This is a genomic window from Sphingobacterium sp. UBA2480, from assembly GCF_002341965.1.
Lineage (GTDB): Bacteria > Bacteroidota > Bacteroidia > Sphingobacteriales > Sphingobacteriaceae > Sphingobacterium > Sphingobacterium multivorum.
Window position 1 is genome coordinate 239,491 of the sequence record NZ_DDPA01000004.1, and the last position, 22,553, is coordinate 262,043.

15 protein-coding genes are annotated in these 22,553 nt (G+C 39.7%); 4 read left to right on the forward strand and 11 right to left on the reverse strand.

The genetic code is table 11. From position 1 onward, the window contains the following. Positions 1–16: 16 nt before the first annotated feature. The 10 genes from B3600_RS08485 to B3600_RS08530 all read right to left on the reverse strand — a co-directional run bounded on the left by B3600_RS08485 (position 17) and on the right by B3600_RS08530 (position 16,168). Complete coding sequence (locus tag B3600_RS08485) at positions 17–910, reverse strand: alkaline phosphatase (RefSeq protein WP_286752683.1); 894 nt, start codon at positions 908–910, stop codon at positions 17–19. 384 nt (positions 911–1,294) lie between these two features. Beyond that, entirely contained in the window at positions 1,295–2,461 is a 1,167-nt protein-coding gene (locus B3600_RS08490) for a glycoside hydrolase family 76 protein (protein WP_286752684.1), read from the reverse strand. Between the two features lie 56 nt (positions 2,462–2,517). Continuing rightward, on the reverse strand, positions 2,518–4,164 hold the full coding sequence (locus tag B3600_RS08495; protein ID WP_286752685.1) for a RagB/SusD family nutrient uptake outer membrane protein: 1,647 nt from the start codon (positions 4,162–4,164) through the stop codon (positions 2,518–2,520). A gap of 11 nt (positions 4,165–4,175) precedes the next feature. After that, on the reverse strand, positions 4,176–7,232 hold the full coding sequence (locus tag B3600_RS08500; RefSeq protein ID WP_286752686.1) for a SusC/RagA family TonB-linked outer membrane protein: 3,057 nt from the start codon (positions 7,230–7,232) through the stop codon (positions 4,176–4,178). Between the two features lie 482 nt (positions 7,233–7,714). After that, complete coding sequence (locus tag B3600_RS08505; protein ID WP_286752687.1) at positions 7,715–9,280, reverse strand: RagB/SusD family nutrient uptake outer membrane protein; 1,566 nt, start codon at positions 9,278–9,280, stop codon at positions 7,715–7,717. Between the two features lie 18 nt (positions 9,281–9,298). Next, entirely contained in the window at positions 9,299–12,445 is a 3,147-nt protein-coding gene (locus B3600_RS08510; RefSeq protein ID WP_286752688.1) for a SusC/RagA family TonB-linked outer membrane protein, read from the reverse strand. 410 nt (positions 12,446–12,855) lie between these two features. Beyond that, positions 12,856–14,571, reverse strand: a complete 1,716-nt coding sequence (locus tag B3600_RS08515; RefSeq protein WP_286752689.1) for a GMC oxidoreductase — start codon at positions 14,569–14,571, stop codon at positions 12,856–12,858. 7 nt (positions 14,572–14,578) lie between these two features. Continuing rightward, a complete protein-coding gene (locus B3600_RS08520; protein WP_046673711.1) occupies positions 14,579–15,067 on the reverse strand; it encodes a gluconate 2-dehydrogenase subunit 3 family protein in 489 nt (162 codons plus the stop codon). Between the two features lie 87 nt (positions 15,068–15,154). Then, positions 15,155–15,814 carry an HAD family hydrolase gene (locus B3600_RS08525; RefSeq protein ID WP_046673710.1) on the reverse strand — a complete coding sequence of 220 codons (660 nt, stop codon included), beginning with the start codon at positions 15,812–15,814 and terminating at the stop codon, positions 15,155–15,157. Positions 15,815–15,850: 36 nt separating this feature from the next. Continuing rightward, the gene (locus B3600_RS08530; RefSeq protein ID WP_286752690.1) at positions 15,851–16,168 is read right to left on the reverse strand and encodes a hypothetical protein; all 318 of its coding nucleotides are present in this window, start codon (positions 16,166–16,168) and stop codon (positions 15,851–15,853) included. Between the two features lie 378 nt (positions 16,169–16,546). Between B3600_RS08530 and B3600_RS08535 the strand changes: the two genes are divergently transcribed. The 4 genes from B3600_RS08535 to B3600_RS08550 all read left to right on the forward strand — a co-directional run bounded on the left by B3600_RS08535 (position 16,547) and on the right by B3600_RS08550 (position 20,966). Further along, positions 16,547–17,158 carry a fumarylacetoacetate hydrolase family protein gene (locus B3600_RS08535; RefSeq protein WP_286752691.1) on the forward strand — a complete coding sequence of 204 codons (612 nt, stop codon included), beginning with the start codon at positions 16,547–16,549 and terminating at the stop codon, positions 17,156–17,158. 13 nt (positions 17,159–17,171) lie between these two features. Further along, positions 17,172–18,896: a M23 family metallopeptidase gene (locus B3600_RS08540; RefSeq protein ID WP_286752692.1), complete on the forward strand. Its 1,725-nt coding sequence runs from the start codon at positions 17,172–17,174 to the stop codon at positions 18,894–18,896. A gap of 74 nt (positions 18,897–18,970) precedes the next feature. Further along, positions 18,971–19,432, forward strand: coding sequence for a thioredoxin-dependent thiol peroxidase (gene bcp / locus B3600_RS08545; RefSeq protein WP_046673708.1), 462 nt, complete (start codon positions 18,971–18,973; stop codon positions 19,430–19,432). Between the two features lie 64 nt (positions 19,433–19,496). Continuing rightward, the gene (locus tag B3600_RS08550; RefSeq protein WP_201640057.1) at positions 19,497–20,966 is read left to right on the forward strand and encodes a glycine--tRNA ligase; all 1,470 of its coding nucleotides are present in this window, start codon (positions 19,497–19,499) and stop codon (positions 20,964–20,966) included. Between the two features lie 93 nt (positions 20,967–21,059). On the opposite strand, the gene B3600_RS08555 is transcribed toward B3600_RS08550, so the two are convergent. Continuing rightward, positions 21,060–22,499 carry a hypothetical protein gene (locus tag B3600_RS08555; RefSeq protein ID WP_286752693.1) on the reverse strand — a complete coding sequence of 480 codons (1,440 nt, stop codon included), beginning with the start codon at positions 22,497–22,499 and terminating at the stop codon, positions 21,060–21,062. Positions 22,500–22,553: the final 54 nt, after the last annotated feature.

Here is a 22,553-nt window from a genome sequence, read left to right on the forward strand (position 1 = left end):
GTTTGACGGGCAACGGCTATTGTTGGAACGCTTTGATCGCCTGTCCGCGCCAAGCGGCATCGAGCGGTGCACCAAGCAACCATGTTAACGTAGGTGCGATATCGTAAATCATTAGAGTTTCCTTAATTTCTTTCCCTTTGGGTACACCAGGTCCGGTCATTACCCAGGGAATCTCCACCTCCGCCAGCGATTTACCACCGTGTCCTTTTCCGGTACCGCCGTGATCCGCAGCAATAACAAAAATTGTTTCATCCGCTATTCCCGCATCTTTTACCGCCTGCTGCAAAGTGCCTATGCGTCTGTCGACCTGTTTTAGCTCGGCATAGTATTCCGGGGTATTATGTCCAATATTGTGCCCTACACCATCAGGTTGATCGAAATGCACAAAAGTAATGGTCGGTTTCTCTTTCTTTATAATGTCCACGGTGGTATTCAAAGCCGCTTCATCATCATCTTTGGTATTAATGACCTTTTGAACGACTTTGTTATCGATCAAATAACCTATACCTGGCCAGCTATGTACCACTGCAAACTGTGCTTTAGGATTTTTGCTGGCAACCGCATTAAATAAGGAAGGGAACATGCCGTTTGCTGTTTTGGCTGTAGAAGGAATCTCAGGTGTTTTACTATCCCACTCTGTATATCCATGGGCTGTAGGACCAGCTCCCATGAGCATAGAAGCCCAATTCACGGCACTTGAAGAAGGTAAAACGGTACGTACATGCGTACTATAGGTTCCCTCCTGCATTATTTTTTTAAGATTTGGCATTTCCGCTTTTGGTAAAGCATACGCTCCAAAACCGTCAAAACCAACTAAAACAACATGTTTGATCTTTTTGCTCTGTGCCGACACAGCACTTGTGGATAGCCCCAGTACGATCAATGGTAATAATAGATTTTTAATTTTCATCTGTATAAATTTGTTTTTCAATTGCGATGAAGCTATCAGATTTATTCATTCCCTAATGTGATTGGATAAATCATGATGGTTTCATAATAAAATAACTTGGTATCCAATGAGTACGCAACCTATTCAAGCTTTCTTGTATCCAGAATAGATAACCTGGTGTCCATCCTATCCAATGAATCGCTCACATGCTAGATCAAGGTTTATCGATCATATTTTACAAGCCACGCTTGTAATAAGTTGACCTAACTCAAAAATAGAAATTTTACAGCATCTATTATGTTAAGTAAACATTATTTAATCTCTCTAACCAATATGTTACAGAACAAAAAAAGACGCTGAAAAATTATTTTCGGCGTCTTAACCTTATACCGTTTTACATCGATTTTAATACCCAGCTTTTGCCAACCGTGCGTACATTTCGACAAAAGCACATTGATCGAGCAGCCATTTCGATTTATGCTGATCTTTCAGGGTCCAGTCTGCACTGAAAAGTCCATCTTTATCGCGCATATGCTGCCAGGCAAATTCAAGGTTTTTCGCAAACACGGTGAGGTACTTTTGGTCGCCATTCACTACAGCGAGCTCTATGTAACCACGCATCATAACAGCATGAAACCACAAATTGCTATTTTTCAATTTTGGAAAATCCAATTTCTCCTTCGTTTCGAAAAAATAGCCTAAACAGGCCTCAGCCAGCTGTTGCGCATCTTCGAGGTACCGTTTATTTTTCGTTAACTTATAAAGCAATGCAGCGGCCTGCAACATTTGTCCGGCGTTGTACGAAAACTTAGCTTTTCCAATCTTTCCATTGAGCTGCATATTGTCCCAGTATAACTTATCTTCGGGATCCTGAAGATTTCTTTTTGTCCATTCATAAAGACGTTCCCCTTCCTGCAGATAGGACTTATCATTGGTTGCCATAAATAACTTAAGTGCAAATACACTTGCTGGTGCATTCGAACAGGTATTTTTAGATTCCTTTTTCTGTTCACACCAATAAACGCCGCCGCCTAATTTATCATCTTCCCCACTCTTTACAAAATTCCAGATCTCTTTGGCCGAAGTGAGGTAGTTTGTTTTTTTTGTATGAATATAGCTATCGGTAAAATCGATCCCCAACCAGATATTATCGTCATAAAAACGATCCGAGGGAGGAGCTGTATTTAAATAAGAAGCATAACCAACCGGCGACCGACTTTCATCCCTATATTCCTGTAGCCCAACCAGGACTTTTTTGTCAAGTATGAACTGAAATGCCTTTTTTGTTTTTGGCAATTCCATCAAGGCATTTACAGCTGAGAAACTGCCTGAGAAAGGCCATAGATAAGCATATATCTTTTGCTGCTCGGCCTGTTGATTATTATCCAGATAATCAGCTTTAAAGTTTTCATCAAAGGGATATTTTTCAGCCAAAAGCTGATTCTTGGTATTTCCAAACTTGCTATAGATGCTATCTAAAGTTTGGATAGCATAGTTTTGAAAATTACCTTTCTGCGCGAATAATGCAGCACCGATAAAGTTCAAAAGAAACAACGTAAAATATCTTTTCATATGTTTTAGGTAAAGGAATAGTAGACACCCGCATGGGCATCTACTATTCCCGAACATTAATATCCAGGGTTTTGTTTTAAATTGGGATTCATCGATATCTGTTGCTGAGGTATTGGATACACTGTTTTGGTGTCAGAAGAAGGCTTATGATCCCACCAAGTTGCTGTATGAAATTTGCCGAAACGGATTAAATCCTCCCTTCTAAATCCTTCAAAAATAAATTCGCGTCCTCGCTCTGCCAAAAGCTCGTCAAGTGTCAGTGTGCTTGTGGTATACTTTGCTTCACTCCAGTCAGCATCAGAAAAAGCTCTCTTTTTACAACTATTAATCAAATCCACAGCTTCTTGTGACGGGCGTCCTCCATTTTTTCGCATCAATGCCTCGGCTTTTGCAAAATAAATCCAGCTTAAACGGTAGACGTTCCAATCTGTATTGTTGTAATTTGCATTCGCAGGTATTTTAACACCGTTGACAGTACCCTCTACAGAATTACCAAGCTTATATTTATTAAATCGGATACCACTATTCTCTTCTCCGTCGCTCATTGTAGAAGATGTACCTCCAGTCTTAGCCCTTCGAATATAATCAACAAAAACAAGCTGTTCTCCCTTGTATTCCTCGGAACCTTGCACGATTTTACCATCCACAAACCTAACCATCGGTCCGCTTAAAAACCATTCTTTTTTTCGCAAATCTTTTTCGTTATATTGATCGAAAACACCTGGTATTAACACAATACCGTTATTGCCAGTTCTTCCGCCTCCATAGATCTCGCTTTGCACAAAATGATAAAATTCACCTGGAAATCCAGGTTCAAAGTCTGCTGTCTGATAATCGTAGGCAATGGAAAAAATAGTTTCCTTAGACATGTCATTCGTCGGCACATAGGAATCTGTTAAATTTGGATCTAATGCCATAGCACCATTCAAACCTCCTCCAGCACCCGATATCAATTTATCAGCAGCCGCAATACAATCGTCCCATCGCGGTTGACCAGACCATCTTTCAGCATTCAAATATAGTTCAACGAGCATTGCATAGCCTGAAGCCTGAGAGACTCTTCCTAGCATACTTTTTGTTAATTTTGGAGCGGAACCAATGTTATTTAAAATTTCCTTTTCAATAAATGCAAAAACCTCTTTTGTGGAAGAAGGCAGAGGTAAAGGCTCCTCTGCTGAACTAGGGGCCTTGGTAGTTATTGGAATATTGCCAAATAGATCCATTAGCTTTAGATAATGTAATGCCCTTAAAAGCTTTAGTTCAGCAATAAACTCTTTCTTTTCAGCATCTGTTATTCCCATGCGAGCGACGTCAGATTTTTCGAGAATATCAATGGGGCTATTACACAAACCTACTCCCCAATACATCAATACCCATGCGTTGTTCAACCCACCTTCATCTACTGTCCAAGTATGATAGTGTAACCTTTTCCATTTGCCTCCATCTTCTCCATGCCGCCCTTTGGTCGGCCAGGCCAATTGATCCGCGGATAATTCTGCTGACCGCCACCAACCATCCTGCCCTGATGGTGATATCCACGCATTTGCATGGGTGTATGGACGCAATACAGCTGATATAACTTCATTCTTATTTTTATAAAAATCATCCGCTACAATGATATCATAAGCGTTTTCATCTAAATTTGTACAACTTGATGCATTGATTACGCAAGCTAAAAATAAAATCTTAACAATATTTTTCATAATACTATCTATTAAAAACCAAAATTTACACCAAACAAAAACGATCTCGTATTGGGATAAGGTCCTCTACTATCAATACCTAGACGTTGTCCATTTACTTCATTACCAAGCCCCGTATCCAATACAAAATCAGGATCATTCCCTGAATACCCTGTTATTGTTGCCAAATTTTGAGCCGTCAAATATATACGCACATTATTTACCCAAGTATTACTTTTCAATTTAAATCGATACCCCAATGTAACTTCATCAATTTTTAAGTGACTACCACTTTCCAAATAGTAATCAGAATACATATAGGTATCATTAATATCTTTATATTTGGTGAAAGCATCTCTCAAGAGATTCTCTGACCAGACCTTATTGCCATAAGAAAGTGCTGTCGTATTTAAGATATCATAATCAAATTTACCCCGCATAAAAATTCTCAGATCAAAATTCTTATAGGAAAAATTATTCGTCCAAGAAATATAATATTTGGGGACTGCATTTCCTATTACCGCTAAATCAGAGGAATTCAAATCATCTCTTGAATTATTAATCGCATCATTGTGCACAGCCTCGCCATTTCGGTTATAAAACAGCCATTTTCCTTCATCATCAAATCCAGCAAATCGTTTACCAAAAAATTCACCGATCTTGTGCCCTTCGTACGTTGTGAATGCATCGCCCAATGCTCCTGCTCCGCCGATTGCACCAAATGTTTTATATTTTACTTTAAATATATCATTCGAATAACTATCCAAAACATTTTTTAGCGTACTAGCTGTAAAATCCATGTTCCACTTAAAGTTCGCACGATCTATAGCACGATAGCTAAGCGCTAGCTCAATACCCTTTGAAGAAAGTGTACCTACGTTGGAATATATATTATTTCTTATATAAGGAGGCTGTGGGGTAGTATATGTATCCAAAAGATCAACAGTCTTTCGTTGAAAAACATCAATTGAACCTGAAAGCTTATTGTTAAACATTGTGAAATCAACACCGATATTTGTTTCTTTCTTCGTCTCCCACCGCAAGTTTGGATTCGGATTACGGTCGGGTCCGTAGGTTTCTCGGTAGGACTCATCAGGGAAAAGATATTTTCCTCCTCCGCCCAAAGTTAATCGAGAGGCATTATTAGCAAAGCCTGTATTTCCCGTTTCTCCATAACCAGCACGTAGTTTTAAATTATTTATAAAATCGATATCTTTCATAAAGTCTTCATTGCTGATGTTCCACCCCACTGATACTGCCGGAAAACTTCCCCATTTGTTATTTGCTCCAAATTTAGACGAACCTTCACGCCTTAGAATAAACTGAGCCATGTACTTATCCGCGTAGGTATAGTTTACCCGACAAAAAAAGGCAATCAAAGTATTATCATTCTTATAGCTGTCCATATTAGCACGTCCATCCCGAAGCGCTTGTCCTTCCGACAAATTATCTTCATGGAAATTATTATTTATAAATCCCCTATTGTCTGCACTTTGTCCCTCGTCTTTCTCATAACGATAACTATAGCCTGCTAATGCTGTGATTGCATGCTTTTCAGCAACGGTAGTGTTATATTGAAGTGTCGGTTCAAATGCATATTTTTCATTCAACAGATTGGATTTGGAAGCATATCCTCCACCAGGATAGTCTTGATCTTCTAAAGATGCTTCACTATTGAGCGCTCTATAAGCACCATCTGTATAAGAATTACGTTGTACCGACCCAAAAACACTGGCCTTTAATCCCTCAATTATGTTTAAATCTGCTTTTCCGTCTAAAGAAGATGTCTGTTGTTTCCGATAACTTGTTTCAGTAAACAATCGAGCAAATTCATTTGTACTCGTTCGGTCGTAACGAAAAGATCCATCATCGTTATAATTTGAGAGCGTCGGATTTTTCGTAGCTTCGCTTTCCCAGCCACCACCGCCTAGCAAGTTTGCATTATTCGTATTAGTAGCGATGTTGAGTAGAAAATTCAAACGATCGTTAAAACCCTTCTGGTTTATACTCGTTCTCACTGTATATTCCTTTCTTGAATTTTCCTTTGCAATACCTTCCAAGTTTCGAAAATTGACACTTCCACGATAGGTAGTTGATTCATTACCTCCCGACAGTGAAAGGTTATGATTCTGTGAAAAATTATCTTTATTAATCAATTCATCAAAAAAATCGGTAGAATGGCCAAAATCAGTTTGTTTTAGCTCACCAGATGCAATCTTATCCCTAAACTCTTGTGGAGTTAAAAAATCAGGTCTATTATAGACAAAGTCTTTGCGAAAATAACTGGAATAGTTGAATACTGATTTACCCGGTTTTCCCCTTTTTGTCGTAATCAGAATGACACCGGCATTGGCGCTTGTTCCATAAATCGCAGCACCAGATCCATCTTTCAGCACATCTATAGACTCAATATCATCTTGTTGTAATAGATCCGGATTGCCTCCAGGTATCCCATCAATAACAAACAATGGGCTGGCACTACCCGTAACAGAAATTGCGCCCCGTAATTGAGTCGCTACACCTGAATTAGGATTCGACCCACTTCTAGACACCTGCAATCCCGCGACCTTTCCTTGAATGAGATCCAAGGGGTTTCTTGCGCCGCTTTGACGAAATTGATCTGCACTTACGTGGGCTACTGAAGAAGTAACTTCCCTTATTTTTTGCGTACCATAACCGACAACTACAACCTCTTCCAACTGACTTTGGTCTTCTTCCAATTGAACAGAAATGGTCTCGCCAGAAACTGTAACTTCTTTCGCTTTGTAACCAATTGAAGAGACAACCAACACGTCTCCCTGTTTAGCATCCAAAGAAAAATTACCTGACGCATCTGACTGTGTTCCCTTCGATGTTCCTTTAATAGTGATGTTTACACTTGAAATTGGCTTTCCATTAGCATTCAAGACTTTTCCCTTAACTTGTTGTTGGGGCTTTTTCGATTCCGTTAGAAAAGAGTTGCTTAACATCCGTTGCGAAGTGTCAGTAGCCTGCGCATGCTGCATTGCTCCTGCGATAAAAATCAAAGATAAGAATAGCTTAGATTCTCCTTTTAATCGCACAACTGTTTTTAAATCAATTTTGCTCATATTTTTATTATGGTGATTAAGTATATAAAACGATTTAGCTTATTGGTAAAGGCATTTTTATTTATTATTATTTATAATAGTTGCCGAAAACAGTGATTATTGTTTTATTCAATACACATCATTCTATCGGAAACATTTAGTATTAAATATTAATTGAGTATCGGCACGTGATTCAAAATCGCCATCCTATATCAGCAAAATCGGTTTTGCTAAAAAATTAAAAAAAATGGAAGCTATTTTAGAAATATACGTTGTTGATTTCTTTCTTGGTTTATTATTTAGTTCAAGTGTATGATTCAATCGTTAAGATAGGTATTTTTAATTTTAAATCAAAAATAATTTAGAATTATTGCTTTTATGGAATTCAGTTAAAAAGCAACTTATACCCCATAAAAAGAGCTCATGAATATTCACAAGCCCTATTTTATACATTGACAAGATAAAGGGTAGATTGAATACCCTTTATCTTATATAAGGTATGCCTATTGATATCCTGGATTCTGAGTCAGTTTGTTGTTTCGCTGAATTTCATCCGGAGAAATCGGCCATAATAAGTCTGTTTCTTTGAATGTTGCACCGGATCCGTTCTTAGCTCCAATCAATGGTACGAAATCTACTTTACCAGCCTCAGTCGTTGAAATTACAGGGAACATTTTAGTTCTAACAATATCGTCCCACATTTTAAATTCCAATGGGAATTCACGTAGCCGCTCTTTCCAGCATTCTTTCACAAAATTGTCCGCTGATAATGTTAGTAATTCGGCCGTATAAGCAGCAACTGATTTCCCTTCGGTATTTGCCCGTGCTTTTACCTGTGCTAAATAACCTGCAGCCTCGGCACTCACGCCAGATGTTTTGGCAATTCCTTCTGCAGCGATAAGCAACGCCTCAGGGTAACGGTAGAAGTTCCAGTCTTTGGTTCCTCGGCCAGTAACCGTAGCTGCCTGCTCATCAAAATAATACCATATTCCAGCGTCTGTAGATTCCCAAGTCTTATTATTCACTGGATTGGTATATTTCCAATGAAAGAATTGATTTGGCTGAATACGCAAATCTTTAGTATCATAGACATTAAGAAATTGCTTGGTAGGACCAAAAACACGCTCAAAAATAGAATATTTATCGAAAACGGTGGTTGCTGAAGAATTAAATGCATACGTTGTCCACCAATTGCTGGTACTAATCGTTGCATCATATTCCTGTGCATAAATCACTTCACTTAAATCATCTGTTGTACGCAATTTATTATAAGCACTATTAAATTTAAGATCGACATTGTCTGTCATTCGATGCGGAGAATTAACAACGATTTTAGCAATCTCAGCGGCTTCGCTATATTTACCTTCTTGTAAATAAACGTTAGCCAATGTCATTGCAGCCACATATTTGGTAATTCTGTGTCCATTATCTGCAAAAGTTTTTGCCGGCAGGTCTTGTACTGCATCTTTCAGGTCAGTTTCAATTAACTGATACACCTTTGCAACCTCAGTTCTTTCTAGATATAGGTTATCTTCAAGCGTTTCAACTGGTGTTGTACTCAAAGGAATAGCACCAAAGGTTTTTACCAGATAGAAATAATTATAAGCTCTAAAGAATTTTGCTTCGGCCAATAGCGCTTTTTGCTGATCTTGAGAAACAAATGAAATGGTAGGGATATACTTTACTCCGGCATTTGCAATATTAATAGCCTTGTAGCTTTCATCCCAAATTGTATTCATCTGTCCGGTGATCAAATTGGTATTCTGTTGTCTAGTTAACTGCCTAGCGAATAAACAAACACGTTCCTGCCCCTCATAACTATTTGAAAAATATCCTGTCAACATGGTATTGACCGACGCAGCTGGCCCGACATATGCACTTCCTGCTAGCGAATAGCGTTGTGGAGCTCCCCTTCTATATAATGAATTCACCGTAGCCTGTGCTTGAGCAGAATTTTGATAATATCCGTCCAGAGACAAATTAGACTTCGGATCTTCTTCCAAAAATTTGTTACATGATGTCGTCAAACCTAATCCAAGAATTAACAACATAAAAAATCTATTTTTCATTTCCTTATTTTCTAATTTTTAAAATGTTACATTCAGACCCAACGAAAAAGTCTTCGCTCTTGGATACGAGAAAAACGTCATGTTTTGTCCAAACTTACTTTCACCTTGAGAAGTACTTTCAGGATCATATCCTAAAAATTCTTTTGAAGTGAATAAAAACGGATTATTTGCATTTGCGTAGATTCTAACACGTTTTAGACCGATACCCTTTAAAGCTTCTGGGTTGAATGTATACCCCAGCTGAATTAAGTTAACCCGTAAATAGGAACCATCAGCTACCCAAGCATCATCCACATTGGTATCTTGTCCAGCATGCCCACCATTTGTCAAATATATAGCCTGTTGCATGGTATTCGGATTTGATCCATTATACGCGTCGGTTAAGATATTTTTCAAACCATTGGTGATACCAAAACGGTCATAAGTCGAATGGAAAAATTGTTGCATCACATCGACACCTTTAACAAATTGCAGATCCAAGGTAAAATCGAAGTTCTTATATTTCAAATTGTTGATAAAACTACCTGTCCAGTCGGGCAATCCTTTACCAATAATCTCTTTCTCAGTCGTTCTTTTTGCACGTCCGATTTGACTTACCGTCGCATTTCCGGCATCCACATCAGCTTGAGTATATACCCCTAATCTTCTGTAACCATAAAAACTATTTAAGTTCTCACCAACGCGGATAACACTATTAGCACCGCCTACCCAGCTATTCATTTGGATATCGGCATTGTTCTCGCCTAATTTTAACACCTTATTTTTATTATAATTGGCATTAAGTGAGGCATTCCAGCTAAAGTCTTCTTTATTGATAATGGTTCCCTTAACCATAATGTCCAAACCTTGATTTTGCACGGATCCGATATTTTTCATCACAGTACTAAATCCTGAGGCAGTTGGAATTGGCGCATCTAGGAGCAAGTCTGTCGTTTTCTTATGATAGAAAGACACATCAAAATTTAAACGATTTTGAAATAAGCCCAATTCAACTCCAGCATCAACCTGAGCGGTTTTTTCCCATTTTAAATTTGGATTCGAAATAGAATTCACAAAGGAATATGGAGCTCTTGAATTGTTGAGCAATATCGTTCCGGCATCTACGATTGCCAAGGACCTGTATGGATCAATCTCCGAGTTACCTGTTAATCCGTAACTAGTATGCACCTTTAAATTGCTAACTGTGGCATTATCTTTCAAAAAGTCCTCATTCGACACATTCCACGCAAAACCTGCTGATGGGAAGAAAGCATATTTATTATTCTTACCGAATTTGGATGATCCATCATAACGTCCTGTAATTGTCGCCGAGTAACGATCATTATAGGAGTAAGCTGCTCTTAAGAAATAGGAATTCATGGCCCATTTGTTCCAGCTAGATCCTGGTGTCGATGGTGTAATTCCAATTCCCATATTATTGTACTCATAAGCATCGTCGAAAAAGCCTTCGGTTCTAGAACTATTGAAGTCGTAAGTTCTTTCTTGCCATGATAAACCTGCCATAGCATTAATGCGGTGTTTATCAAATTGCTTATTATAGGTCAGATAAGTCTCCTCTTGCCAATACAGGGTATTGGTATTGTTCATTTCAGCCCAGCCATTTGGTCTAGAAATATTATTCAAGGTAATGGAAGAATATCCTTTATACGCTTTTTTATGATTATCTATACCCAATTGTGTCTTAAGATCCAAACCATCGGCCAAATGGAATGTTAAGGCCGCATTACCAAATATCTGTGTATTATAACGCATCCTCTTTTGTAAATCCAATATAGACACAGGATTTGCCATTCCTTCAAACCCTAATTTGTCCGAAACATTCGAAGATGATGAAAATGTATATTGTCCATTTTTATCGTACACAGGATACCAAGGAAGCATTTCAATCATGGTACGACGTGCTTCCTGTCCGCCACCATCTTCTGGTGTATAACGTCCCCAAGTATGATTAACGGTTAAGTTAATTGCTGTAGAAAGCCATGAAGTTGGTTTGGCGTCGTAGGCCATTTTTGCATTTACCCGTTTATTCCAGGTATTATTAACGACACCTTGCTGATCGGTATAATTTAAGAAAGCCCCAACAGATGATTTGTCATCGCCTTGTTGCACACTTAACTGATGATTATGCGAAATAGCTGTACGTGTTGCTTCACGCTGCCAATCTGTATTATACAAAGGGTTACCACTGGCATCAAAATAGTTGGGGTCATTAAACCAGGTCTTTTTATCCAAGGACCAAGATTTTCCCTGGTATTTATTTTCGTTTTCCAAGCCGATCATAAAGGCATCTACCCATTCCTGCCCATTCAATAGATCCATATAACGTTGAACGGAGCTTACACCCGCTGAACCTTGGTAGTTAATTGTTCTGGACCCATCTTTATTTCCGCGTTTTGTCGTTACTAAGATAACCCCGTTTGCACCACGTGCACCGTAGATCGCTGCCGAAGATGCGTCTTTCAATACCTCAATATTCTCGATATCATTCGGATTCAACAACTGAAAGTCTTCCATCACAACCCCGTCCACAACATAGAGTGGATTGGATGATGAATTGATCGTAGCCACACCACGAATGACCACACGGTTCGCATAAGCACCTGGTTGGCTCGAGTTGGAAAAGATATTCACCCCAGAAGCCTTACCTCTTAAGTTATCCAGCGGACTAAAATTCTGATCTTTGATCATGTCGGCTCCTTTAACCATCGCAATAGAACCTGTTACATCCGATTTACGCATGGTACCGTAACCAACAACGACAACTTCGTCCAATTGGCTTTGATCATCGTCCAATTGTACAGAAACAGTTGCACCGGAAACAGTGACTTCTTTGGCTTTGTAACCAATGGAAGAAACCACCAATACATCCCCCGATTTAGCATCCAAAGTAAAATTACCCAAGGCATCAGATTGTGTGCCCTTCGAAGTTCCTTTTACAGCGATGTTAACTCCTGAAATTGGTTTTCCAGCAGCATCCAATACTTTTCCTTTAACTTGCTGCTGCACATGGTTTACTTCTTTTACAAAGGATTTTCCTTCGTAATTGACTGAAGTTCCGACAGCGGCATTGACTTGTTGGAAAGTACCAGCAATGACAGCCAATGAGAAAAATAACTTTGATTTTTTCCCAAGCTGCGCAAATGATTTTACGTCAACTTTGCTCATATTAATAGTGATTTGGTTTATAAAAACGTTTTAGCAAAAGATGCTTAAAACGTCTAGTTTAATTTAGTTTCCCTTAATTGATGTTTTTAAAATCGATCCGCTCTCTTAAAAATTTGTACATCCAATTCCTTTTTTGTTTTCATTCGTTCATTTAACATAAAAGAGAAAACAGTAGGTTTAGACTACCTCCGGGCTCATTAACCCAAAGGGTTCATAATAAATTGAGCTAAATCGCTTTTGCTTTTTTTGTAAAATTTTTTGGTTTCCCTATTTTGGTTTTTTAATTGTTTATTACTTTTTATCTTTCCTTTTCGGTTATTATTTCTTGGTTTTAACGTGCTATTCTTTGGAAAGATAGCACTTTAATTTTACTGGGGAAAGATTTATTTTCAAAACCTTTCCCCAATAAACTAAATATTTCCTTTCTTCATCTCGCTAATCGCATAATCGACAGACCGAGCCGAAAATGCCATATAGGTCAATGAAGGATTTTGTGTTGATGTGGAGGTCATACTTGCACCATCTGTGACAAAAACATTTTTCACAGCATGCATCTGATTCCATTTATTCAATACCGAAGTTTTCGGATCGTGGCCCATACGTGCACCACCCATTTCATGGATATCCAAACCTGGAGCCTGCCAGTGTGTATCCGGGCGAATGTTTGTGAAACCAGCATCTGTAAACATCTCCGTCATGACGGCAATGTAATCCTTTTTCATTTTTTCATCGTTCTCATCATAATCGACAGCAATTTTTAACAACGGAATACCCCAGTCATCTTCCTTACTGCTATCCAATGAAACCATTCCCGATTCTTTTGGTATTGTTTCACCCATCATGTGAGATCCAACCTGCCAAACACCTAATTTAGGATTTAACAAATTGTTCTTCAGATCTAACCCTAAACCCGAACGATCAGATTCTTTACTACGTGAAGCACCGAAACCGGCGGCATAACCTCTTAAAAAGTCCGTTTCCTGTTTGTGCAAGTTTCTGAAGCGTGGAATATACCCTCCACCTGCGGGATTCCGCCCTTCGGCCGTAAAATCCAACATCCCTTCATACTCCGCGTAAATGCGTGCACTATAGTTGTGAAAGGCAACATATTTTCCTAACACACCACTATCATTGCCCAAACCATTTGGAAAACGGTTGGATTTAGAATTCAATAAGATTAAATTCGTATTGATTGCCGCCGCATTGACAAAAATCAACTTGGCATAAAAATCAATTTCCTCTTTTGTATTGGTATCAATAACACGTACACCCACTGCCTTTCCTTTTTGTTCATCATAGAGGATTGAATGAACAACCGAAAATGGACGTAAGGTCATATTCCCAGTCTTCGCAGCCCAAGGGATTGTCGTTGCATTGGAACTGAAATATCCACCAAAAGGACATCCTCGTTGACAAAGTACGCGATTCTGACACTGTACACGTCCTTGTTCGATGTGAATCTGATTTGGTTTGGATAAGTGGGCACAACGTGCTGAAATAACTTTCCGCTCCGGAAATTTCTTTTGGACGCTTTCTTTAAAATACTTCTCGACAATATTTAATGGGTAGCCTGGCAAAAACTCGCCGTCCGGCAATTCAGGAAGTCCATCGTGATTTCCTGCAATACCGGCAAATTTTTCGACATAAGCGTACCAAGGGGCTAAATCAGCATAACGGATGGGCCAATCTACTGCAAAACCATCTCTAGCCGGCCCTTCGAAATCAAAGTCAGACCAACGTTGCGTTTGTCTCGCCCATAATAACGACTTGCCGCCAACCTGATAGCCTCTGATCCAGTCAAAAGGTTTCTCCTGAATATAAGGATGTTCCTTGTCTTTTACGAAAAAATGGGCCGCATCTTCATGGAATGCATAACATTTGCTGACAATCGGATTCTCTTCTTTTACTTTGAAAGGCATTTCGTTCCGATGTTCAAACTCCCAAGGCATCATATTGGTGGTCGGGTAATCCTTGATATGTTGTACATCACGTCCACGTTCCAAAACCAATGTTTTCAATCCCTTCTCGCACAACTCTTTTGCGGACCAACCGCCACTAATTCCCGAACCGATCACGATTGCATCGTAGGTTCTGTTTTTTTCACTGTCAATATTTAGATTTGCCATGTGCTATTTATGCCTTAACTTTTACCGCACCATTGTACGGACCCGGAATAAGTTTATAGATCACCTTATTCTTCATCACGTATTCTGAGTTCATATACCCCTGAATTGCACGCGATTTGAAGGTCTCAAAAAAAGCCTTCTCGTCGGTTTTGTCTTTTAACCCCGCCAAAGTGGTCTCCGTCTCTTTGCTATTTTTTAAATTCAACTGTTTTCTCAATTTATTGAAACCAGCGACAAATTTAGCCTGATTTTCTGGCGACTCACAGTCATCGACCATTTTAATGACGAAAAGATGTAAGTTCAGATCCTTCCCTCCTGGTGTATCCGATTTCGGAATCAGGATGTCAGCCAGATCGCCCAAAAATTGCTCATCTTCTGCCGAAATCTTCAGCTTATTCAATACAATTGATGCACCTCCATCATTCAGACAGGACGACAAAATTGTCAGTCCGCCAGCTATTATGAAAAATTGCTTTATTGCGGTTCTACGGTTCATAATCAGAGTTCCCTTTACAATTCGGTAATATTACATATATCCGAATAAAAATACAAATGCTAAAACGATTAAATTATTTTACAACCCTTAAATCCATTGCGCCAACAGGGCTTTTGCCTCAGACAAGTTTTCCACAATGTTATCAACAGCTGTTAGTCTAGCACGTTCCACCTCCTGTTTCGTAACTGCAATCAACTGCGTCCCTGCTCCCAACGCCGATGTACTTCCTGTCGATGTATCCTCAATAGCCACACAGCAATCAGCTGGTAGATCCAGATTTGTCAATGCCAAACGATAAGGTTCCGGATTGGGTTTTGGCAACTCCACACACTCTCGCGTGACAAAAAACTCAAAATAATCCAAGAGCTCGTGCTTGCCCAAAACAGTATCGACTGTGCTTCTATAACTCGAGGTCACAAGCCCAATACGGATATCTTCTGCTTTCAAAAAAGCTAAAATTTCTCGCGCTCCAGGCATTAATTCAATATCGCTCATGTTAGAATCGGCATAAGCCGCACGTGTACGCTTCCACATATGTTCTTCCGTCACGTCGTAGCCATAGTCCTCGGTAAGACGCTTAACATTATGTGCTAAAGTATGTCCAGCAAAATCGCGAATCCAATCTTCATAGTTGATCAGAAGGTTAAATTCCTGTTTTAATATAGGTGCCCAATTTTTGAAATAGAAATATTCCGAATCAATTAACGTACCATCCAGATCGAACAATACCGCCTGTATTTTATTCATAGTGTTAAAGATACACAAGTAGACTGAATTATCCTATTAAATGACACCGCAATAGGTCGAATTTGAGAATGCACCATGATAGGTATCCCAAAAACCGATGTAGACATGATATTCAAATTTATCCTTTCTAAATGTCGCGATATCAACCGTACATTCCCCTTGCGCCGCATCCGCTACGGCCATTTTGAGGTCGCCCTCCCTATCTAAACTGACTAAGGCCAGATTTAATTTAAACATGCTATCCCTGTATTTTGGATTCGGTATCCAGGATAATTTCAGCAGACCGTCTTCCCAACGAGCCTGAACACCTTCGGGAGACACGAGATCCCCGACAAATACCTGCACTTTTTCCATACTAATAACTGGTTTATTTTCGACATCCACATCAATGGCATTTTTGAAAACTAAACCCTATATAAAAGCTTGCTTTGGTAGTAGGTACAGATGTTGTTGTTTTCCTTCATTTTTGGATAAGCCTTGGACATTTATTAAGTTTGTTGTGGTAAAGGAAAACTAGGGTATACCGAGTAGGGATGCACGACAAGCTTTTAGAAGATAGCCATATCGTTCCTCACATGACGTTCGTTAGGATAGCGCATTCCGGCCTAGTGTAGGTCCCTCACGAATAGCATATAGTACTTTCGAATACCGCCTCAAACGTACACGCAATGAAAACCGAGCTCATGAATTCGCAAGAAATCTGGAAGCTTCATTGCCTAAAAAATTTATATCATGAAAATAATTGCAATCGGTCGCAATTACATCGACCACGCGAAAGAACTCAATAATCCAGTCCCTGAAAACCCCATTATATTTTTAAAACCCGATACTGCGGTATTAAAGGATAACAAAGATTTCTACTACCCGGAATTCTCCAAAAATATTCAGTTCGAAACCGAAGTTGTCCTCCGGATCTGTAAAGAGGGAAAACATGTCACACCAAAATTTGCATCAACATACTTTGATGCCGTCGGTTTGGGAATTGATTTCACAGCGCGGGATGTACAGCAAGAACTAAAAGCAAAAAGCCTTCCCTGGGAATTGGCAAAAGCATTTGACCATTCCGCAGTAATCAGCAACTTGATCCCTAAAGAGGAGCTAACAGATGTGAATTCGATTGATTTCTCCCTGCAGCAAAATGGGCAAACAGTTCAGCAGGGAAATACCAAGGACATGATTTTCTCCTACGAAGATCTGATTGTGTATACCTCCAAATTTATTACCCTCCGCAAAGGGGATCTTATTTACACGGGCACGCCTGTTGGCGTTGGCTCTGTAGCCATCGGCGATTTATTGCAAGGTTTCATCGGCGACCAGAAAATGTTTAGCTGTAAAATTAAATAGTAGGGGAAATAGCATGATAAAAAAAACGACAGCATTGCTCTCTCTGCTAACCTGCATAACAGGTCTAAGCCAGGGACAAGATATTATCAAAAGCCGCAGTTATCCACAAAACTATTTTGTACGTCCGATGGACATTGCTCCACAGGCTTCGGGATCATTCGGCGAATTGCGGGCAACACATTTCCATGGTGGGGACGATTATCGGACACAACAACGCATCAATATTCCGGTGCATGCAGCCGCGGAAGGTTTTGTATCCCGTGTCAGGGTACAAATAGGCGGTGGTGGTAATTATGCTTATATTGATCACCCCAATGGTTACACCTCGGTGTACATGCACTTGGAAAGTTTCAATTCGGACCTTGCTAAAATCGTCAAAGATGAGCAGTACAAGCAAAAACGTTTTGATGTAGATGTATTCCTGAAACCAAATCAGGTTCCTGTAAAAAAAGGTGAGTTTATTGCAAATTCGGGCAATACCGGCGGCTCTGCCGGTCCGCATCTTCATTTTGAAATCCGTGATACAAAGGCACAACTGCCACTCAATCCCCAATTGTTTGGACTACTCTTTCCGGATGGTGTCAAGCCGATCATTCGCGGCATGACAGTCTATGATTTAGGCTCCGAACTGTTTGATGAAAATACACCCCGCAGGCATCAAACTATTAAGTCCGTTGGTAGCGGCAATTATAGTTTAGCAACAAACGCCCCTATCTCTGTGAACGGCACCTTCGGATTAGGCATTAACACGGTAGATAAACGCAGTGGTATCTCATTTACGTATGGTGTCTACTCGATCGAACTTTTTTTGGACAACAAAAACATCAGTACGGTGCTGTTTGAATCAATCCCTTTTGATCAGACCCGTGCGATCCAGTCTTACGTAGACTACCCCTACTTAAAAAAATCCGGTGTACGGGTTCAGAAAAGTTTTAAAGATCCAAACAATCCGATCAACATCTATAAACACCTGGACAACCTGGGGAAAATCGAATTGAAAGACAATGAGGTCCATGAGGTAAAATATGTCGTCAAGGATGTTCAAGGGAATACGAGCGAATTGAATTTTAAGGTGCAAAATAACCCTTCGCTTTCGATCAGTCGCGCCAATGCTGCCGGCTTAAAAATGTTCCACTACGCAGACGAGAACAAATACGAAGCAGAGAATGCGCGTGTTTATATGGGTAAAAATGTATTGTACGACGATCTTTACTTCAATTATTCACAAGGAGCAAAACCTGCAAAAGGCTACTCGGCAATGCACTATATCCACAATGCTTATACACCGGTCTTCGGATACTACAAGCTCATGATCAAACCAGACTACAGCTTATCTGAAAATCTTTATGACAAAGCTTTGATTGTTTCTTCCGATGGTGGAGCACAGGGCGGTAAATATGAGAACGGTTGGGTGGTGGCCAATGTACGCGAATTTGGCGGTTTTTATGTTGCTGTTGACACCATTGCACCGAATATTGTAGCACGTAACCTGACCGACGGAAAGAATGTGAGCGGACAGCAATCCATTGACTTTACAATCAGCGACAATCTCTCTGGAATAGATACTTTTAATGCTTACATTGATGGGAAATGGGCTTTGATGAAATATGACCCGAAAACAAGACATATTTGGCATGACTTCGAACCCGACTTAAGCAGTGGCCGACATGAGTTTAAACTCGAAGTGAAAGACAACAAAGGAAATTTAAAGACATACGAAGCTTCTTTTACAAGGTAAACACCTGATTTTGGGCAATAAATCAGCGGTTTCAAGAGATTAATCGTATCTTAATCGACTAAATACAAGATAATATGGCAACACTAGAAATAGGACAGAAAGCACCGGATTTCAGTGCAAAAAATCAACATGGTGAAACAGTCCATCTTTCAGATTTTAAAGGGAAAAAAGTTATTTTATATTTTTATCCAAAAGACAATACACCAGGCTGCACCACGGAGGCCTGCAATTTCAGGGACAACTATCAGTCTTTGAAAAAAGATGGTTTTGAAATCATCGGTGTAAGTATAGATGGGGAGGCGTCGCATCAAAAATTCATCAGTAAGCATGAGCTACCTTTTCAATTGCTTGTAGATGAAGACAAGAGCCTTGTCGAGGCCTATGGCGTATGGGTTGAGAAAAACATGTATGGCAAAAAGTATATGGGCACAGCACGCACCACTTTTGTGATTGATGCAGATGGCATTATCCAACATATCATCAAAAAAGTAGATAACAAAAATGCGTCCCAGCAGATCCGTGATTTAGGCATTTAAAGAATACCTCTTATCAAGAATCTTATATCTAAAATCTAAATACTAATATCTATATTTGCCACTTATGAGCAAACAGACAGACGACTTTTTCAAAAGTGTAGTATCACACGCGAAGGAATACGGTTTTGTATTTCAATCGAGCGAAATATATGACGGATTAAGTGCCGTCTACGATTACGGTCAATTAGGTTCGGAATTAAAAAACAACCTAAAGACTTATTGGTGGAAATCCATGGTGCAATTGCACGAAAACATTGTTGGTATTGATGCAGCAATTTTCATGCACCCGACAACATGGAAAGCATCGGGTCACGTTGATGGTTTTAATGATCCAATGATCGACAATAAGGATTCAAAAAAACGTTACCGTGCCGATCAATTGATCGAAGACAAGATTGCACGTTATGAAGCAGACGGTAAGACAGCAGAAGCTGCTGCCCTATTAGACGCTTTGAATACCGCATTGAATGCTGACGATTTAGCTGGCCTAAAAACCATCATTGAAGAACATAATATCGTGTGTCCGGTTTCAGGTACCAAAAATTGGACTGAAGTACGTCAATTTAATTTGATGTTTGCCACTCAGATGGGCGCTATGGCAGATGGAGCAGATCAGGTTTACCTTCGTCCTGAAACGGCACAAGGTATTTTCGTCAACTTTCTGAATGTTCAAAAGACAGGACGCATGAAAATACCTTTTGGTATAGCCCAAATTGGTAAAGCTTTCCGTAACGAAGTAATTGCCCGTCAGTTTATCATGCGTATGCGCGAATTCGAGCAAATGGAAATGCAATTTTTCTGCCGCCCGGGTACTGAATTGGAATGGTATAACAAATGGAAAGAGACACGCTTGAAATGGCATTTAGCATTGGGTTTCGATCCTTCAAACTACCGTTACCACGACCACGATAAATTAGCACATTACGCAAATGCTGCAGTTGATATTGAATTCAACTTTCCATTCGGATTCAAAGAAGTTGAAGGTATCCACTCGCGTACAGATTTTGACTTGAAACAACATCAGGAATTTTCTAAAAAGAAAATGCAATATTTTGATCCTGAAATCAATCAAAACTATATTCCGTATGTAATTGAAACTTCAATTGGATTGGACCGACTTTTCTTGACTGTATTATGTAACGCTCTGGTAACGGAAGATCTTTCTACAGCAGAAAAACAAGATTCTCGTGTTGTATTGAAATTTCCACCAGCGTTGGCACCGGTAAAAGCGGCAATTTTACCATTGACCAAAAAAGATGGTTTACCAGAAAAAGCTCGCGAGATCCTAAATACGCTAAAATTGGATTACAACGTCCAATATGACGAAAAAGATGCCATTGGAAAACGTTACCGTCGTCAGGACGCAATCGGAACACCAATCTGTATCACAGTCGATTACGATTCGCTAGAAGACAACACCGTTACCATCCGTCACCGTGATACGATGGCACAGGAACGTGTTGCCATTGCCGATCTTGAAAAAATATTGAATGACTTGGCTGGTTGGAACACCCTACTTAAAAAATTAATATAGTCAAATCGCTATAACAGAAAAGGTGTCCATTGCTGGACACCTTTTTGTTTTTAATAGATGTAGGGCGGCTAGATGCTAAGTACAACAACTGTGCTAGTATTCTATCACAATATTGTCGTCCCACTGTTCGTTCTTCACGACCTGAAATCCCAGATTCCCATTGGCGGTCTCCAGCAATTTGCCCTTAAACTGTATTTGAACATTATTTCGGATTTCGCTTCCCAGTTCAAATGTACGCAACAGTTGGCCGCCTTTGAAAACTCGGAACTGATATCTAATAACCTTGTTATCGCGATAATAGCCCATAAATTGGTTGAACGAAAAACTTTGATCAGCTACCGTAAAATGTGGGACAACCGTCAACACACTTTTATCGAACTGATCGCTACTTCGCGTCATAAAAGGATAATAATGAAATACAGGATGAAGTTGCTCCACCTGAATACTATCAATTGCGCTCAGATCTTCGCTGTCTGTAAAAGTCAACTTGACCTCGCTGTAGATCCGGTTTAAGTTTAGGACCCGTTCTAGTGCGCCCTTAACCTCAAAGGTATCCCGACCTGCAAACAACTCCGCAGATTGTTCAGAAAAAGCATTCGTAGCATAAAAGTGTTCAAAATCCACAGCCTCTGCCATAATCAGCGGCAATGTTGAATTTTTAGCAATCAGACTCAGGTAATAGGTTCCAATCGGCAATTCAACATCGAAAGTTTCCTGCGAATTAAGCACTCCCGATTTGATCATGGCCTTCGTTTTCGCATCAAACACATGGTAGTAAAACTTGCTGGGTAAAGCCTCTGGCTTTACTTGCCCATAAATCATCAAGTTATCCATCTTAAACGTACCTGTCGTTGGGCTGTAGCCCATCCCACCGTCTCTGCTCCCGGCAAATAATGAGATTTTCAACCATAACTCTTTGCTGTTGCCAAGAGAAATATCTGCTAGCGGTGTACTCATGGGAATTTTAGCAGAAATTGACACATTTGGAGGATACCTAATGGTGTCTGAGAGCACCGAAAAGCTATTTCCTTTATCCAGAGAATAACTCAACAATAACGCCCTTGGCCCTGAACTCGAACTATTGCCATCAAACGTCCAGTTGCCTAAGGATTGAATACCCTTGGTGGGGATTTTGATTAGGATCTCTTTCCCGCCTTTAAAACTTAAGGCTTTTCCCGTTGCGGGCCAACCGGCCAGGAAATCATAGTCTGTCTTTTCATTGTTGTAATCGATCAAAACAGCAGCATCGAGTGCCATATCAGGAATAGTGTTGCTGTTATCAAATGTCCAGTGGTACAGCAATTCGTTTTCGGAAGCAGCTCCGCTTAGCGCAGCCCGTTTTGCTTTGGTTGATTGTTTTTTTAGCGGAGTAACAATCGCTTCAAAATCCTTGACTTTGAATTTTACAGCATGAATTGTTTCATCGTTTTCATCGGGAAGTTTTGCATGCTTTTTGCACGAAGGCATCGCGGCTAAAACCAAGATGAATACACATGAAAGAATTCCCCAAGTTGACTTGGATTTTCGTTTCATAAATATAAATGATTTATAAGTTAATTAACCGGCAGATTAAAATTAACTTATAAA